This window comes from Streptomyces sp. NPDC025638 (assembly GCF_055558775.1).
Map to the genome: position 1 here is coordinate 24,999 of NZ_JBVHLX010000013.1, position 17,154 is coordinate 42,152.

14 protein-coding genes are annotated in these 17,154 nt (G+C 70.0%); 8 read left to right on the forward strand and 6 right to left on the reverse strand.

From position 1 onward, the window contains the following. The first annotated feature begins 108 nt into the window (after positions 1-108). From ACZ4EG_RS30255 to ACZ4EG_RS30275, 5 genes are all read left to right on the forward strand, one after another. Positions 109-864: a TIGR03089 family protein gene (locus tag ACZ4EG_RS30255; RefSeq protein WP_453555025.1), complete on the forward strand. Its 756-nt coding sequence runs from the start codon at positions 109-111 to the stop codon at positions 862-864. Positions 865-1,045: 181 nt separating this feature from the next. Beyond that, on the forward strand, positions 1,046-2,239 hold the full coding sequence (locus ACZ4EG_RS30260) for an LCP family protein (protein ID WP_467792810.1): 1,194 nt from the start codon (positions 1,046-1,048) through the stop codon (positions 2,237-2,239). 232 nt (positions 2,240-2,471) lie between these two features. Continuing rightward, a complete protein-coding gene (locus tag ACZ4EG_RS30265) occupies positions 2,472-4,211 on the forward strand; it encodes an LCP family protein (protein ID WP_453555029.1) in 1,740 nt (579 codons plus the stop codon). A gap of 128 nt (positions 4,212-4,339) precedes the next feature. After that, positions 4,340-5,932: an LCP family protein gene (locus tag ACZ4EG_RS30270; protein WP_467792811.1), complete on the forward strand. Its 1,593-nt coding sequence runs from the start codon at positions 4,340-4,342 to the stop codon at positions 5,930-5,932. Between the two features lie 165 nt (positions 5,933-6,097). Beyond that, a complete protein-coding gene (locus ACZ4EG_RS30275; RefSeq protein WP_467792812.1) occupies positions 6,098-7,717 on the forward strand; it encodes an LCP family protein in 1,620 nt (539 codons plus the stop codon). 27 nt (positions 7,718-7,744) lie between these two features. On the opposite strand, the gene ACZ4EG_RS30280 is transcribed toward ACZ4EG_RS30275, so the two are convergent. Then, the gene (locus tag ACZ4EG_RS30280; protein ID WP_467792813.1) at positions 7,745-8,773 is read right to left on the reverse strand and encodes a glycosyltransferase family 2 protein; all 1,029 of its coding nucleotides are present in this window, start codon (positions 8,771-8,773) and stop codon (positions 7,745-7,747) included. A gap of 139 nt (positions 8,774-8,912) precedes the next feature. Between ACZ4EG_RS30280 and ACZ4EG_RS30285 the strand changes: the two genes are divergently transcribed. Further along, positions 8,913-10,391: an LCP family protein gene (locus ACZ4EG_RS30285; protein WP_467792814.1), complete on the forward strand. Its 1,479-nt coding sequence runs from the start codon at positions 8,913-8,915 to the stop codon at positions 10,389-10,391. A 39-nt stretch (positions 10,392-10,430) separates the two neighbouring features. Here ACZ4EG_RS30285 and ACZ4EG_RS30290 read toward each other — a convergent pair whose 3' ends face one another. Beyond that, a complete protein-coding gene (locus tag ACZ4EG_RS30290) occupies positions 10,431-10,988 on the reverse strand; it encodes an acyl-CoA thioesterase (protein ID WP_453555037.1) in 558 nt (185 codons plus the stop codon). A gap of 119 nt (positions 10,989-11,107) precedes the next feature. Here ACZ4EG_RS30290 and ACZ4EG_RS30295 point away from each other — a divergent pair, with 119 nt between their 5' ends. Further along, a complete protein-coding gene (locus ACZ4EG_RS30295) occupies positions 11,108-12,427 on the forward strand; it encodes an LCP family protein (RefSeq protein WP_467792815.1) in 1,320 nt (439 codons plus the stop codon). Here ACZ4EG_RS30295 and ACZ4EG_RS30300 read toward each other — a convergent pair. From ACZ4EG_RS30300 to ACZ4EG_RS30310, 3 genes are all read right to left on the reverse strand, one after another. Further along, on the reverse strand, positions 12,424-12,846 hold the full coding sequence (locus tag ACZ4EG_RS30300) for a hypothetical protein (protein WP_467792816.1): 423 nt from the start codon (positions 12,844-12,846) through the stop codon (positions 12,424-12,426). The two genes, ACZ4EG_RS30295 and ACZ4EG_RS30300, sit on opposite strands and share 4 nt — an antisense overlap. 366 nt (positions 12,847-13,212) lie before the next feature. Then, positions 13,213-13,575: a four-helix bundle copper-binding protein gene (locus tag ACZ4EG_RS30305; RefSeq protein WP_390709964.1), complete on the reverse strand. Its 363-nt coding sequence runs from the start codon at positions 13,573-13,575 to the stop codon at positions 13,213-13,215. A gap of 167 nt (positions 13,576-13,742) precedes the next feature. Next, entirely contained in the window at positions 13,743-14,900 is a 1,158-nt protein-coding gene (locus ACZ4EG_RS30310; RefSeq protein ID WP_453555043.1) for an acyl-CoA dehydrogenase, read from the reverse strand. A 179-nt stretch (positions 14,901-15,079) separates the two neighbouring features. Here ACZ4EG_RS30310 and ACZ4EG_RS30315 point away from each other — a divergent pair, with 179 nt between their 5' ends. Continuing rightward, positions 15,080-16,423: a UDP-glucose dehydrogenase family protein gene (locus ACZ4EG_RS30315; protein ID WP_467792817.1), complete on the forward strand. Its 1,344-nt coding sequence runs from the start codon at positions 15,080-15,082 to the stop codon at positions 16,421-16,423. A 167-nt stretch (positions 16,424-16,590) separates the two neighbouring features. On the opposite strand, the gene ACZ4EG_RS30320 is transcribed toward ACZ4EG_RS30315, so the two are convergent. Next, positions 16,591-17,106 (reverse strand): CGNR zinc finger domain-containing protein, encoded by a 516-nt coding sequence (locus tag ACZ4EG_RS30320; protein WP_467792818.1) that lies wholly within the window; start codon positions 17,104-17,106, stop codon positions 16,591-16,593. Between the last annotated feature and the right edge of the window lie 48 nt (positions 17,107-17,154).

Sequence of the window (17,154 nt, forward strand, 5' to 3'; positions counted from 1 at the left end):
CATATAATCCTGTCCATTTGGAAATTGACGGGTCGTCGGGTTCTGTTCCTCCGAACCGGTGGCCCCGCCGCCCGGTGAGCGGCCCCCGCGCCGCGTACGCTTGCGCGGGTGAACGCCACCGATCGCACCCCTGCCGACCTGCTGCGTTCCGCGCTCGCCGCGGATCCCGGACGCCCCCTGGTGACCTTCTACGACGACGCCACGGGCGAACGCGTCGAACTGTCCGTGGCCACCTTCGCCAATTGGGTGGCCAAGACAGCGAATCTGCTCCAGGGCGAGCTCGCCGCCGGGCCCGGCGACCGGGTCGCGCTGCTGCTGCCCGCGCACTGGCAGACGGCGGTGTGGCTGCTGGCGTGTTCGTCCGTGGGCGCGATCGCGGACGTGGCCGGTGACCCGGCGGCGGCCGATGTCGTCGTGAGCGGCCCGGACTCGCTGGAGGCGGCACGCGCCTGCCGCGGGGAGCGGGTCGCCCTCGCGCTGCGGCCGCTGGGCGGGCGCTTCCCGCAGCCGCCGGAGGGCTTCATGGACTACGCCGTCGAGGCGCCGAGCCAGGGGGACCGGTTCGCTCCGTTCGCGCCGGTGGATCCCGAGGAGCCGGCGCTGATCGTGGCCGGGGCGGAGTACACGGGGGCCGAGGTCGTGGACCGGGCCCGGACGGACGCGCCGTCGCTGGACCTGACCGGGCCCGGATCCAGGCTGCTCTCGGGGCTGTCGTACGACACGTGGGAGGGGCTGAGCGCGGGGCTGTACGCGCCGTTGGCCGTCGGCGGGTCCGTGGTGCTGTGCCGGCATCTGGACCGGCTGGACGAGGACGCGCTGGCCAAGCGGATCGAGAGCGAGCGGGTGACTGCGTCGCGTCACTGAGGGGGTGCGGAGGTCATGTGACGGCTGCCGGTCCGTCGTGGCCGGTCGCGCAGTTCCCCGCGCCCCTGAGGGAATCGCAGTCACCCGTATGGCGTAGTACCGGCCGCCTCGGCGCCCCACCCCGGGCCATCGTCGTAGGAGCAGGACGACACGCTCGTACGCCATGAGGGGTGGCCCGCCCGTGACCGACACTGCAGGTACGCCTTCCTCGGGCACCCTCGGTCCCGGTACGGGTGCCTCAGCCACCGGTGACGGGCTGATACGGCGGCGCCGTCGGCGCTGGACACAGGGTGCCGCCCTGGGAGGAGCCTTCCTGTTGCTCGCGGCGGGCGGGGCCGGATGGGCCGTGTACGCGAAGCTCAGCGGCAACATCACGGCCGACGAGGCGGCCGCGGCCGAGCTGGCTCGCTATGAGCGGGAGCGGCCCACCCCGCTGGTGCGCGGTGCGCAGAACATCCTGCTGATCGGGTCCGACACCCGCTCGGGCGCGGGCAACCGCAAGTACGGGCGGGATCAGGGGACGGAGCGGTCCGACACCGCGATCCTGCTGCACCTGGCGGCCGACCGGAAGAGCGCCACCGCGGTGTCCCTCCCCCGCGATCTGATGGTGCGCGTGCCGAGTTGCCGGCGGGCGGACGGCAGCCGCAGCGAGCCGACCTGGGCGATGTTCAACTACGCCTTCGCGGTGGGCGGTTCCGCGTGCAGCATCCGTACCGTGGAGAACCTGACGGACCTCCGGATCGACCATCATGTCGTCGTCGACTTCAGCGGGTTCAAGGAGATGGTCGACGCCGTCGACGGCGTGCAGGTGTGTCTGAAGGGGCCCATCGACGACAAGGCCGCCAAGCTGAAGCTGCCCGCGGGAAGGGTCACGCTCGACGGCGAGCAGGCGCTCGGCTACGTGCGGGCCCGCAAGTCGCTCGGCGACGGAAGCGACACCGACCGCATGGGCCGGCAGCAACGCTTCCTCGGGGCGCTGGTCAACAAGGTGCGGAGCAATGACGTACTGCTGAATCCCGTGAAGCTCTACCCCGTGCTGGACGCGGCGACCTCGTCGCTCACCACCGACCCGGAGCTGGCCAGCTTGCGCGGTTTGTACCAATTGGTGCGCGGACTGCGGGACATCCCCACCGAACATGTGCAGTTCCTGACCGTTCCACGGGAGTCGTACGCCCACGACGCCAATCGCGACCAACTGGTGGAGCCCGCGGCCGAGCGGCTCTTCTCGCGGCTGCGCACCGACAGGCCGGTGACCGTTTCCTCGAAATCAGCAACGAAGAGTGGCAATTCGGGCAGGGGCGGCAACGAGAAGAGCGACCCCTCCGCCGAACCCACATTCCACGGGACCACGGCCGCCGAGAACACCTGCGGGTAAAACGTGCGCCAAGACGACGAACTTTTGTTCCGAAGAATGAGGCGGATTGCCCGGTTGTAGGGACGTGGAATTTGTCACCGGCGTCACCCAACGCTGAACTGGGCGGATAGTGTGAGCGATCCGGTGCACCACGCCGCGAGCTCCGACCTGGGGTCGTGCACTGATTGACCGAGACCCGAGCGCCTTGAGGGGGGAAGGCGCCGCGTGGCCCCAACGGAGGATTCGGACAACCGTGGACGCGCAAGGCCGTGGGCGGGCGGACAACATCGATCCCGCAGACCAGTGGGTACTCAATCCGAGCACCGGTGAATACGAACTGCGACTGACTCCTTCCGCTCCGCAGTCGGCGGTCCCTGCCCCCCGTAGACCACGCAGTGGCAGCGGTTCGGCCGGCGGGGCGCGCGGCCGCAGGCCCGCGCCGAGGCGCGAGGAGTCCGAGACACCGAGCCGGGAGGTTCCGGCGCAGCGCAGGCACCGGGGCGAGCCCGAACCGCCGCCGGGGCGCCGCACCAGGCGGCCGGTGAAGACGAAGTCGAAGGCGAAGAAGATACTGCTGTGGACCGGCGGGGTGATGGCCTTCGTCCTGGTCGCCGTATCGGCCGCCGCCTACTTCTACATCCAGCACCTCAACGACAACATCACGTCCGTCTCCGACGACGGCGCGAGCACCGGTGGCTTCAGCAAGGACAAGGCGATCAACATCCTGCTGATCGGCACCGACAAGCGCACCGGCAAGGGCAACGAGGGCTACGGCGACGCCGGCAGCGTCGGTCACGCCGACACCAACATCCTGCTGCACCTGTCCAAGGACCGGTCGAACGCCACCGCGCTGAGCATCCCGCGCGACCTGATCGTGAACATCCCGGACTGCCCGACGAAGCAGCCCGACGGCTCCGAGAAGGTCATCCCGGGCACCGACAACGTCCGCTTCAACACCAGCCTCGGGCAGGACGGACGGACGCCCAGCTGCACCGTGCGCACCGTGACGGAGCTGACCGGGATCAAGCCGGACAACTTCATGGTCGCCGACTTCAACGCGGTCAAGACGCTGACCGAGGCGGTCGGCGGCGTCGACGTGTGCCTGGGCAAGAACATCGACGACCCGGACTCGCACCTGAAGCTGTCGAAGGGCACCCACAACATCTCCGGTGAGCAGGCACTGGCCTTCGTACGGACCCGGCACGCCGTCGGCTTCGGCGGTGACCTGAGCCGGATCGGGCTGCAGCAGCAGTTCCTGAGCGCGCTGATGCGCAAGCTCAGCTCCAACTCGACGCTCAGCAGCCCGACGAAGATGCTGAAGCTCGCGGAGACCGGCACCAAGGCACTGACCGTCGACTCCCAGCTGGACAGCATCGGCAAGCTGAAGGACCTCGGTCTGGAGCTGGGCAAGCTCAACCCGAAGAACCTGACCTTCACGACGGTGCCGGTCGTGGACAACCCGGCCGAGAAGGTCAAGGCGACCGTCGTCCTCAACGACGCGAAGGCCCCCGCGGTCTTCCAGGCGATCAAGGGCGATGTCTCCTTCACTGACGTGAAGAAGAAGCAGAAGGCCGCCAAGGACGCCCAGGCCGCCCGGCTCAAGGGCACCAAGGCCGACGCCTCCGAGGTGCGGGTGCGCATCCTCAACGGCGGGGCGGCGGCCGGCAGCGCGCAGGAGACCCTGCAGTGGCTGCAGAACGACGAGGGCGTGCTCAAGTCGGAGAACGCGGGCAACGCTCCGGCGGAGCTGAGCAAGACCACCCTCGAGTACGCTCCCGACCAGGCGGCCCAGGCGCGCAGGCTGGCCGCCATCATGGGTCTTTCCGGATCCGCGATGAAGCCCGGCAAGAGCGTGACCAATTCCCAGGGACTGCCCGCGATGACGCTGACCCTGGGCAAGGACTTCAAGGGTGCGGGTGTGTCCCTCACCACTCCGACAAAGGCGCCGGATGTTGATAAGTCCACGGCAGACAAGGTGACATGCGCCAAGTAGGTAACCCAACGGGTCCCTCGTGCGTCTAACCCGACGCGGGAGGGACCCGTTGTCAGGCGCAGGGTGGGGAGGGCAGGCAGTTGGCGCAGAGCAGTGTGCGGGGGGAGGTTCCTGCGGTGGAGGACACCATGTCGCTCACACCGAGGGAGCCGAGCGCGGACGGTGGCGGACGGCACGGCGGAGGGCGGCGCAGAGGCGGTCCGGACGGCGGCCCGCCGCGCCGCAGACGGCGTGTGCTGCGCTGGTCGGCCACGGTGCTCTCGGTGGTGATACTCGGCACGGCCGGCGCCGGGTACCTGTACTACCAGCACCTCAACGACAACATCCGCAAGGGCCAGCGCAGCAGCGGCGACTCCAAGGCGAGGCGGACCGAGCCCAACGCGGCCGGCCAGACGCCGCTGAACATCCTGCTGATCGGCTCCGACAGCCGTAACTCCGACGAGAACGTGAAGCTCGGCGGCAGCAAGGACAACCGCGGCAATCCGCCGCTCGGCGACGTGCAGATGCTCATCCACCTGTCCGCGGACCGCAAGAGCGCCGCGATGGTCAGCATTCCGCGGGACACCCGGGTCGACATCCCCAAGTGCACGGACCCAGGCACCGGCAAGACGTATCCGGCGACCAACGGCATCATCAACGAGTCGCTGGCCCGTGGCGGCGCCGGCTGCACACTGGCCACCTGGGAGAACCTCACCGGGGTCTACATCGACCACTGGATGACGATCGACTTCGCGGGTGTGGTGCGGATGGCCGACGCCATCGGCGGCGTCGACGTCTGTGTGAAGCAGAACGTGTGGGACCACCCGACGGCCTCGGTGCCGGGAGGCTCCGGCCTGAAGCTGACGGCGGGCTCGCACAAGGTCGAGGGCAAGCAGGCCCTGCAGTGGCTGCGCACCCGGCACGCCTGGGGCAGTGACCTGATGCGGGCCCGGGCCCAGCACATGTATCTGAACTCGATGATCCGCACGCTGAAGCACCAGAACGTCTTCACCGACACCGGGCGGCTGACGGACCTGGCCGAGGCGGCCACGAAGTCCCTGCAGGTCTCCGAGGAGATCGGCACGGTCAAGAAGCTGTACGACCTGGGCATGGAGCTCAAGTCGGTGCCGACGGACCGCATCACCTCGGTGACGATGCCGAACGTCGCGGACCCGCAGAACGCCGACCACGTCGTGCCGGACCCCACCAACGCCGCGAAGGTGTGGCAGATGCTCCGTGACGACGTGCCGCTCGACAAGAACGGCAAGGCGTCCGGCGCGAAGAAGAAGACCGGCACGAGCACGCCCACCAAGACGCCCTCGGTCGACCCGGGCCGGCTCGGCGTGCAGGTGCAGAACGCCACCCGCACCGCCACCGAGCTGCCGGTCGGCCAGCGGGCGAGCGCGATCGCCCAGGTGCTCGCGGGCAAGGGCTTCACCAGGGCCGCGGCGGACACGACGGCGACGCTGTCCGCGGACAAGACGGTCGTGCAGTACCCGAGCGCGGATCTGGAGGGTGACGCCCAGGCCGTCGCCAAGTCGCTGGGGATTCCGCTGAGCGCGGTGAAGAAGTCGACCGCCGTCTCGGGTGTCACCGTCGTCGTCGGCGCCGACTGGCGTACGGGCTCGGCGTACCCGAAGCAGTCCCCGCCGAAGGCCGGCGACCTGCCCAGCAACTCCGACGCCATCAACGGCTCGGACACCAAGCAGTGCATGGACGTCTACAAGGTCTACCAGTGGTAGTGCCGTCCGCGTAGCTCGCCCGGTGCCGGCGCCCGCCCCTGTCGCGGTGCGCCGGCACCGCGGTCCTCGTACGCACAGGTGGCTCATACATGTCTGCAGAACAATGCGGCGTGCTCGGGTGCTGAGGCCCGGCGCCGGTGGCAGGAGCGGGTGGGAGGGCACGCAGTGGTGCGGAGCAGTGTGCGCGGGGAGGTGACCCCGCTCGAAGGGCTCGACGCGGCTGACGCGGTCGACGGCGCGATGTTCCGCGCACCGCAGGGCCAGGACGTGCCGGGCGGCAACGGTGCCCGCAGGCCGCGCAGACGGCGTGTGCTGCGCTGGACGGCGGTGGTCCTGGCGATGGCGGTACTCGGCACGGCATGTGCCGGATACCTCTACTACCAGCACCTCAACGCCAACCTGAAGAAGGACGCGCTCAACATCGGCGACGCCAAGGACCGTGCGGCCGAGTCCAAGGCGAACGCGGCGGGCCAGAAGCCGCTGAACATCCTGCTCATAGGCTCCGACGCGCGGAACACCACGGAGAACCAGAAACTCGGCGGCGCCAAGGACACCTTCAACACGGCGCCGCGCGCCGACGTCCAGATGCTGGTCCATGTCTCGGCGGACCGCACCAACATGTCGGTGATCAGCATGCCGCGCGACACACTGCTGCAGATCCCCAGGTGCACGGACCCCGACACCGGCAAGGTCTACGCGGCGAGCACCTCACTGGCCATGACGAACGACTCCCTGGGCCGCGGCGGCCCCGGCTGCACGGTGGCGACCTGGGAGAAGCTGACCGACATCCACATCGACCACTTCATGATGGTCGACTTCTCGGGCGTGGTGTCCATGGCGGACGCGATCGGCGGTGTCCCGGTGTGCGTGGACGCCGACATCTACTCGCACACCTCCTCCGGCCACGGCTCGGGCCTGAAGCTGAAGAAGGGCACCACCTCCATCAAGGGCAAGCAGGCCCTGCAGTGGCTGCGCACGCGGTACGGCTTCGAGGACGGCAGCGACATCGCCCGGACCAAGGCGCAGCACATGTACATGAACTCGATGGTCCGCCAGCTGCGCGCCAACGCCACGCTCGGCAACCCCGGCAAGCTGCGCGACCTGGCCGAGACGGCCACCAGGGCGCTGACGGTGGACACCGGCCTGGGGACCGTGACGCAGCTCTACGACCTGAGCAAGGAGCTGAAGAAGGTCCCCACCAAGCGCATCACCATGACGACGATGCCGTGGGTGTACTCCTCGGACGGCAACCGGGTGCTGCCCGGACCCACTGACGCGGCGAAACTGTTCCGGCTGGTCCGTGAGGACATCGCGCTGGACGGCAAGGACAAGAAGAAGAGCGCGAAGACCGAGACGACCACCGACCCCGCCGCGGCGGACGACAGGATCGCGGTGCAGGTGCAGAACGGCACGCGGAGCGGCACCGAGGCCGCGGTCACCGGCCGGGCGGGCACGATCGCCCGGCTGCTCGCCGGCAAGGGCTTCGACCAGGCGGTCGCGGACACCTCCACGCCGCTCGGCGAGGACGAGACGGTCGTCCGCTACCCGAGCGCCGACCTGGAGGGCGACGCCCAGCGGGTCGCCCAGGCGCTCAGGATCCCGGCCACTCGGGTGAAGAAGTCGACGGACGTGTCCGGAGTCACGCTGGTGGTGGGCGCCGACTGGCGCTCGGGCACCGAGTACACCGCCGCGGAGGACGACGACAGGACACCGGAGTCGGCAGGCGCCCTCAACGGCGCGGACACCAAGGCCTGTATGCACGTCGACCCGGACTACACCTGGTAGTCCGGGCCGGAGCGGGTACGGCGGCGCTCAGTCGGCGGCGAGCACCGCCGGACGGCGGGACGCGATGACCCGCTTCGCCAGCGCCTTCGGGCTGGTCAAAAAGCCCCAGCCCCATGACATATGCATGGTGGCGAGGGCCACGGGGATCTGCAGCCGGGCCTTCAGCGGCAGCCCCTTGCCCGCCGGGAGCGACCCCGCGACGATCGCCGCGAGATACCCGCCGGGGATCACGAAGCCCAGCGGGGTCAGCGCCGCGCCGACCACGATGCCCGCCGCGATCGCGCACAAGGCGGTCGGCGGGGCGAGGTAGCGCAGGTTGATGGAGCCCTCGTGGTAGCGGGCGACCACATGCCGCCAGCGGCCGTAGTCCTTGTACTGCTTGGCGAGCGCCTTCACGCTGGGCCGCGGCCGGTACGACACCCGCAGCTCCGGCGAGAACCAGATCAGCCCGCCGGCCTCGCGGATGCGGAAGTTCAGCTCCCAGTCCTGGGCGCGGATGAACTCCTCGTTGTAGCCGCCCTGCCGCTCAAGGGCCTCGCGCCGGAAGACGCCGAGGTAGACGGTCTCGGCCGGGCCCGCCTCCCCGCCGGTGTGGAAGGCCGCGTTGCCGACGCCGATCTTCGAGGTCATCGCGGCCGCGACCGCGTGCTCCCAGTCGTTCTCGCCCTCGGCGTGCATGATGCCGCCGACGTTCTGCGCGCCGGTCTCCTCCAGCAGCCGTACGGCGGTCTCGATGTAGTTCGGCGAGAGCATGCCGTGGCCGTCGACGCGTACCACGATCGGGTGACCGGAGGCCTTGATCGCCGCGTTGAGGGCGGCGGGCGTGCGGCCCGTCGGGTTCGGAACGGTGTGCACGCGCGGGTCTTCGCGAACGAGCTCGGCGGCGATCTCGTCCGTGCGGTCCGTGGACGGACCGAGGGCGATCACGACCTCCATCTCGCCGGCGTACTCCTGCGCGAGGATCGCTTGGACGGCTCCGCGCAGATGCCGCTCCTCGTCGAGGACGGGCATGATCACAGAAACGGCGGGGAGCCGCACGTCGGGCTTGGCGTTCATAGGGGGCTCACGTTACCGCGAACGGGGGACACCGTTGCGCGCCACCGGTCCACTGCCTCGGGCCGGAGATCGTATGGGCCTACGGTTCTCAGGATCCCACGTACGGCCCCGGGGCCACGGCCCGAGCGGAGGTTTCCCCATGCCCGCCACGCCGCCACGCTCCCCGGCACGGCCGCAGCGCCGTCCACAACCGCCCCGGCCCACGCGTGCGCCGGTGCGGCCCGTACGGCGCAAGCGGCCGCGCTGGGCCATGCGGGCGGTGACGACCCTGTCCGTGGTGGTGCTCGCGTCCGCCGGGATCGGGCACGCGGTGGTCACCAGCCTCGACGCGGACATCGCCCGGGTCGACCCGTTCAGGGACATGAAGAACCGCCCGCAGGCGGGTCACGGCATGAACGTGCTGCTGGTGGGCACGGACGGCCGCGACAGGGTCACGGAGCAGGAGCGGCGGAAGTACCGGCTGGGCGGGGCGCCGTGCCACTGCACCGACACGATCATGATCGTGCACATCTCGGAGGGCCGGGAGCGGGCCAGCGTGGTGAGCCTGCCGCGCGACTCGTACGCCGAGCTGCCCGAGCACGTCGACGAGACCACCGGCGCCCGCCACGGCCCGCACCCGATCAGGATCAACGCGGCGTACGCGGAGGGCGGGCCGCAGCTGACCGTGCGCACGGTCGAGAGCATGACCCATGTGAAGATCGACCACTATCTGGAGGTCGACTTCACCACGTTCATGAAGACCGTGGACGTGCTCGGCGGGGTCAGGATCTGTACGACGAAGCCGCTCAAGGACTCCTACACCGGCCTCGACCTCGCGGCCGGCACCCACACGCTCATGGGCGGACAGGCCCTGCAGTACGTCCGCTCGCGGCACATCGACGGGGCGAGCGACCTGGGCCGGATGAAGCGCCAGCAGCGGTTCCTGGCGGCGCTGATCGAGCGGGCGACCTCGTCCGGGGTGCTGCTGAACCCGCTGAAGTTCCGTGATGTGACACGGGCCGTGCTGGAGTCGGTCCGGGCGGACCAAGGCTTCGGCACCGACGAGTTGCTGGACCTCGGCCGGGCGATGCGGAACTTCTCCCCGTCGTCCTCCGAGTTCATGACGGTCCCGATCGGCCGGATGGGATACGTCGTGCCGGGCATCGGCTCGACCCTGAAGTGGGACCAGCCCAAGGCGGACCAGCTGTTCCGGTCCCTGCGCGACGACAAGCCGCTGGCCGTGAACCGTCCGCCGCGCCTTCGGGCCGAGACGGTGGACGTGGCCCCGCAGCAGATCCGTGTGCAGGTGGAGAACGGCACCGGCACCGCGGGGCTGGCCAAGCGCGTCGACGCGGCCCTGGCCGCGACCGGCTTCGCCACCACCCACCAGCCCGCGACCTCGAAGGAACACTCCGTACGACGGACGGTGATCGTCTACGACCCCCGCTGGGACCGCTCGGCCAGATCCCTGGCGGCGGCGCTCCCGGGCAGCGAGCTGCGCGCGGACCCCGGGCGGGGGCCGCTCCTGAAGGTGATCGCCGGGTCCGACTTCAACGACGTGCGCAAGGTGAAGCCGGAGGACCCGCCCGAGGCGGAGTCCCAGGCGGTGCGGGGGGACGAGGTGGTGTGCGGGGCGTAGCGGCGACCCGCGGAGACGTGGTGACGGCGCGCGGGCCGGTCAGTCCTCGTACCCCTGTGCCGCGCGCTTCTCGCGCAGTTCCTTGATCGCGTGGCGGCGGGCCAGGCGGTGGGTGCGGCGGATCTGGGCCTCCTGGTAGCGGCGCTTGTCGCGCTCGGTCTCCGGGAGGACCGGGGGGACCCGGCGGGGCTTGCCGTCCTCGTCGACCGCCGCGAAGACCAGATACGCGGAGCCGACCTGGGTGGGCGGGGCCGACTCGTTCCAGCGTTCCGCGAGGACCCGGACGCCGACCTCCATCGAGGTCCGGCCGGTCCAGTTGACCTGTGCCTTCACATGGACCAGATCGCCGACGCGCACCGGCTCCAGGAAGGCCATCTCGTCCATGGACGCGGTGACGGCGGGGCCGCCGGAGTGGCGCCCGGCCACGGCGCCCGCCGCGTCGTCCACCAGCTTCATGATCACGCCGCCGTGCACCGTGCCCAGCAGATTGACGTCGTTGTGGGTCATGATGTGGCTGAGGGTGGTGCGGGACGCCGAGGTGGGCTTGCCCGGTATGTCTATTCCGTCCGCGTCCGCGGGGGAGACCTGGTCTGTCATGACCCCCACCTTATGCCGAAGTGACATTCGGGGAATTTGTGTCAGCTTCGCAACAGCACGGCCCTGATTTTCCGATGACCCTTGTAAGGGACACGGCCGCGCACTGCACACTGGGGCGCATGAACGATTGGCCCGAGGCATGGTCCGACGAAAACCGCGGCAACCGGTACGGACGCGGTAGCGCCAGCGCGCACCCCGAGGGCGCCCGCGTGATGCGCCAGGTCCGGCGCGGCCCGGCGACCCCGCCCGGGCAGGGCGGGTACGACAACGGCGGCCGGTCGGCGCCGCCGTACGGCGCCGGGGTCCCGCAGCAGCCGTCGTACGTCGACGGCCAGGGATACGACGACGGCTACGACGACTACGACAGCGGCTACAACACCGGCCAGGTGTACGGCGGCGGTGGCGGCGGTTTCGTCCCCAACGACAACGACATGGACCCGGACGTCGGCCAGTACCGGCCGCGGCCGAACTGGCGCAAGCGCATCAAGTGGACGGCGATCACCCTCGCCACCGTGCTGGTCGTCACATCCGTGGCGACCTACTTCTGGGCCGACTCCAAGCTCCACCGCGACGTCGACCTGTCGAAGGTCATCGACCGGCCGGAGACGGGCTCGGGCACCAACTACCTCATCGTCGGCTCGGACAGCCGCAAGGGCATGTCGTCCGCGGACAAGAAGAAGCTGCACACCGGCTCCGCCCAGGGCCAGCGCACCGACTCGATGATGATCCTGCACGTCGGCGACAACGGCGACACGCTGATCTCGCTGCCGCGTGACTCGAACGTCACGATTCCGAAGTTCCAGGGCTCGGAGTCCGGCAAGATCAGAGGGCCGCTCGGTACGAACAAGCTGAACGCGGCGTACGCGTTCGACGGCCCGACGCTCCTCGTGCGCACCATCGAGTACAACACCGGCCTGCACATCGACCACTACGTGGAGATCGGCTTCGCCGGCTTCGCGAACATAGTCGACGCCGTCGGCGGCGTCGAGATCGACATCGACAAGGGCTTCAAGGACAAGTACTCGGGCGCGGACTTCAAGGCCGGCAAGCAGACGCTGAACGGCGAGGAGGCGCTCGCCTTCGTCCGCACCCGGCACGCCTTCGCGACCAGCGACCTCCAGCGCACCAAGAACCAGCAGAAGTTCCTGTCGGCCCTGGCCCACCAGGTGGCCACGCCGTCGACGGTCCTGAACCCCTTCAAGTTCTACCCGACCATGGGCGCGGGCCTGGACTCCCTGACCGTCGACAAGGACATGAGCCTGTGGGACCTGGCCTCCATGTTCTGGGCGATGAAGGGCGTCAGCGGGGGTGACGGCAAGTCCATGAACATGCCGGTCTCCGGCTCTTCGGGCGGCAACCTCGTCTGGGACAAGGCGAAGGTGAAGACCCTGGTGGACGAGCTGAAGAACGACGAGCCGGTCACCGTCTCCGGCAACTAGGCCGTACCGGTCGCGAGGATCGCCACATGGGGAAGGGCCAGGCGCCCTTCCCCATCGGCGTATTCGGCGCTCAGTCGCTCGTACTCCCGCCTGATCCGTACGACCGTCTCCGCGTCCTGTGCCGTCACGACCAGCCCCACGGTGGCGACCCCGCCGGCCGCTCCGCCCCACCACTCCTCCACCGTGGTCCGGTGGTTCCAGGTGTGCTCGGTGGCGTGCCCGTCGGTGAAGCCGGCCTCTGCCAGCAGTTTCGCGAGGCCCTCCGGAGTCCGGGTGAAGTCCTCGGCGGGGTCCAGGCGGGGCAGGTACGCGGGCGGTACGGCCCCGCCCTCGGCGCAGGCCCGGCCGAGCAGTTCCTGGCCGACGCCGCGGCGCGCGCCCCACAGCGTCAGGGCGATCCGCCCGCCGGGCCTCAGCACTCGGCGCAGCTCCGCGAGCGCGGCGCGCGGGCGGCCGACGTGGTTGAGTACGAAGTTGCCACGACGGCGTCGAACTCGCCGTCGGCGAAGGGCAGTTCAGGAAGGACCGCGACGCGCGCGCCGACCCCGCGCTCCCGGGCCGCCGCCACCATCCCGGCGTCCGCCGCGTCCAGCAGCGCCTCGACGGGGTGCGCGCACAACCGGCCGAAGCTGTCGGCGTACGCCGCGGCCCGCCCCTCCCACATGGCGCGTTCGGCGGCGTCGAAGGCAGCGGTCGCATCGGACGGGATCCCCGTGGGCACAGCCTGCCGCACAAACGATCAAGGGCACCCGGCGGGGGTGCCCCTGAGCGGTGTCGGGCCGGCGTCACATACGCGCGCCCGCCATCGTGCGGCAGGTCTCGGCGCAGCGGCGACACGCCTCCGCGCAGCGCATCATCTGTGGGTCGTCGGGCATGGCCATACACGCCTCGGCGCACATGTCGCACGCCTTGGCACACATCGCGCACATCTCGGCGGACATGGGCGAGCGGCGCATCATCATGTCCGCGCACATACGGGTCATCTCGGAGCAGTCCATGAGCGCGCGCATGATCTGCATCTGGGCCTGGCCGCCCATCTGCATGCAGTTGCTCATCGTCTCCTCGCACGTGGCGTGGCAGGACATGCAGGCCTGGACGCAGTCCTGCATCTCCTTGCTCATGGCGCTCATGGTTCCGGGCTGGGTCATGGCTCCTCCTGAGAGGGAGAGGGGCCCTGGGCGGGCCCCGTGTGCTTCCGTCCTACGCCCGACCGCCGGGTAGTGCCATTCGTACGACGGCTCCCCGACGGCTCCCCGCACCCGACGAGCAGAAGGCGCCCCGCGGGGCGCCTTCCTCGAACTCCTGCAACTGCCGCCTACGGCAGGTTCCTCGCCATCACGATCCGCTGGACCTGGTTCGTGCCCTCGTAGATCTGCGTGATCTTCGCGTCGCGCATCATCCGCTCCACCGGGTAGTCCCGCGTGTAGCCGTAGCCGCCGAGGAGCTGGACCGCGTCCGTGGTGACCTCCATCGCCACGTCCGAGGCGAAGCACTTGGCGGCCGCGCCCTGGAAGGTGAGGTCGCGGTCGCCACGCTCGGACTTGGCGGCGGCCACGTAGGTCAGCTGGCGGGCGGCCTCGATCTTCATGGCCATGTCGGCGAGCATGAACTGGATGCCCTGGAAGTCGGCGATCGGCTTGCCGAACTGCTTGCGCTCCTGGACATAGCCCTTGGCGTAGTCGAAGGCGCCCTGCGCCACGCCGAGCGCCTGGGCGGCGATCGTGATGCGGGTGTGGTCCAGGGTCTTCATCGCCGTGGCGAAGCCGGTGCCCTCCTCGCCGATGATGCGGTCGGCGGGGATGCGGACGTTGTCGAAGTAGACCTCGCGGGTCGGCGAGCCCTTGATGCCGAGCTTCTTCTCCGGGGCGCCGAAGGAGACGCCCTCGTCCGACTTCTCGACGACGAAGGCCGAGATGCCCTTGGTACGCCGGGACGGGTCGGTCACCGCCATGACGGTGTAGTACTCGGAGACGCCGGCGTTGGTGATCCAGCGCTTGACGCCGTTGAGGACGTAGTGGTCGCCGTCGCGGACCGCCTTCGTCGTCATACCGCCCGCGTCCGAGCCCGCCTCCGGCTCGGAGAGGCAGTACGAGAACATCGCGTCGCCCTTGGCCAGCGGGGACAGGTACTTCTTCTTCAGGTCCTCGGACCCGGAGAGGATCACCGGGAGCGAACCCAGTTTGTTCACCGCGGGGATGAGGGAGGAGGAGACGCAGGCGCGTGCCACCTCCTCGATCACGATCACGGTGGCCAGGGCGTCCGCGCCCGCGCCGCCGTACTCCTCGGGTACGTGAACGGCGTGCAGGTCGCCCGCGACCAGGGCGTCCAGTGCCTCCTGCGGGAAGCGTGCCTCCTCGTCCACCGCGGCGGCGAACGGCGCGATCTTCGCCTCGACCAGCGAACGGACGGCGTCGCGGAGCATGTCGTGCTCCTCGGACGGGCGGTACAGGTCGAAGTCAGCCGATCCGGCCACGGTCTCTCACGCTCCAAAGACGCAGTGATACTGACGCTAATTACCGTTAAGTAACTCAAATTTTAAAGGGCCGCCCACGACGCGCCTACGTGAGCTTGGCGACAGCCGGGAAATTGCCCGGTGGGCGGCCCGACTATGCTCGGCTCCGCACCTGCGACGTACCCGATCTGGAGCACTCCATGAGCCTGAAGATCACCGTGATCGGCACCGGCTACCTCGGCGCCACGCACGCCGCGGCCATGGCCGAACTCGGTTTCGAGGTGCTGGGACTGGACGTCGTGCCCGAGAAGATCGCGATGCTGGAGCGCGGCGAGACCCCGATGTACGAGCCGGGGCTCGACGAGCTGCTGCGCAGGCATGTCGCCGGTATCGAGGGTTCCTCCGGGAGACTCCGGTTCACCATGGACTGGGCCGAGCTGGCCGAGTTCGGCGATGTCCACTTCGTGTGTGTGAACACCCCGCAGAAGCACGGCGAGTACGCGGCGGACATGTCGTACGTCGACGCCGCCGTCGCCTCCCTCGCCCCCCATCTGACCGGCCCCGCGCTCGTGGTCGGCAAGTCCACCGTGCCCGTCGGCTCCGCAAACCGGCTCGCCGCCTACCTGGCCGAGCACGCGCCCGCCGGTGCCGACGCCGAGCTGGCCTGGAACCCGGAGTTCCTGCGCGAGGGCTTCGCCGTCGAGGACACCCTGCACCCGGACCGGATCGTGGTCGGCGTGCGCAGCGAGCGGGCCGAGAAGCTGCTGCGGGAGGTGTACGCCACCCCGATGAGCGAGGGCACGCCGTTCGTGGTGACCGACTTCCCGACCGCCGAGCTGGTGAAGACCTCCGCGAACTCCTTCCTGGCCACGAAGATCTCCTTCATCAACGCCATGGCGGAGGTCTGCGAGGCGGCCGGCGGCGACGTCGCCAAGCTGGCGGAGGCCATCGGGCACGACGACCGGATCGGCAAGAAGTTCCTGCGCGCCGGGATCGGGTTCGGCGGCGGCTGTCTGCCCAAGGACATCCGGGCGTTCATGGCACGCGCCGGCGAGCTGGGCGCGGACCAGGCGCTGACGTTCCTGCGGGAGATCGACTCCATCAACATGCGCCGGCGCGGGCAGATGGTGGAGATGGCCCGGGAGGCGCTCGGCGGGGGCTCCTTCCTCGGCAAGCGGGTCGCGGTCCTCGGCGCCGCCTTCAAGCCCGACTCGGACGACGTCCGGGACTCGCCCGCGCTCAACGTGGCGGGCCAGATCCATCTGCAGGGCGGTCAGGTCACGGTGTACGACCCGAAGGGCATGGACAACGCCCGCCGCGTCTTCCCGACGCTGGGGTACGCCGACTCCGCGCTCACCGCCGTCCGGGGCGCCGACGTCGTACTGCACCTCACCGAGTGGCGGGAGTTCCGCGAGCTGGACCCGGCGGCGCTGGGCGAGGTCGCGGCGGCCCGGGTGATCCTCGACGGGCGCAACGCGCTGGACCCGGAGCACTGGCGGCGGGCCGGGTGGACGTACCGGGCGATGGGGCGTCCGACCGCCTGAGTCCCCGCAGACAGGGTGACGCCGGTTCGGCCGAGGCTCAGTCGGCCGAACCGGCGTCCTGTTGCATTCTGCACCACGGGGCCACTGGATGACCGATGAACCACCTGTGGGTTGCCGCTCCTTCGGCACTGCGCCCTGTGGGTACGGCCCCTTCGTCCACTGCTCCGTTACTGCTCCTTGGCGCGGTAGCGGCGCATCTTCGCGCGTGCCCCGCACACCTGCATCGAGCACCAGCGGCCGCGGCCGGCCGGACTGCGGTCGTAGTACGCCCAGTGACAGGTCACCGCCTCGCAGGCCTTCAGCCGGTTCCAGGTGCCCGCCACCAGCGCCTCGGCGACGGCCGCGGCGACCCGGGACAGCAGCGGGGCCCCGTCGGCGAGGGCGGCGGGGGCGAGGGCGGCGGAGCCGTCCCGTTCGTCGACCGCCACATACAGCGGGGCACGGGCCAGCAGCTCGCCCAGGGGGGTGACCGCGCGGTGCGGCGGGTGTCCGGCGTGGGCGAGCAGCGTCGCGCGCAGCGACTCGCGCAGTTCGCGCGCGCCGGGCAGTTCGTCCTGCGTGAGCCCGAAGCGGGCCCGTCCCTCCGGCGTGTCGAGCGAGTCGCCGCCGGATTCGAGGTCGAGCGTGTTCACCAGGGACTCGACCAGGGCCAGGCCCCCGGGGGCGGGCGATCTCTCACTCATGGCCGTGACGCTACCTCTCACGAATTCCCTTGCGACGTTACCTCCGAT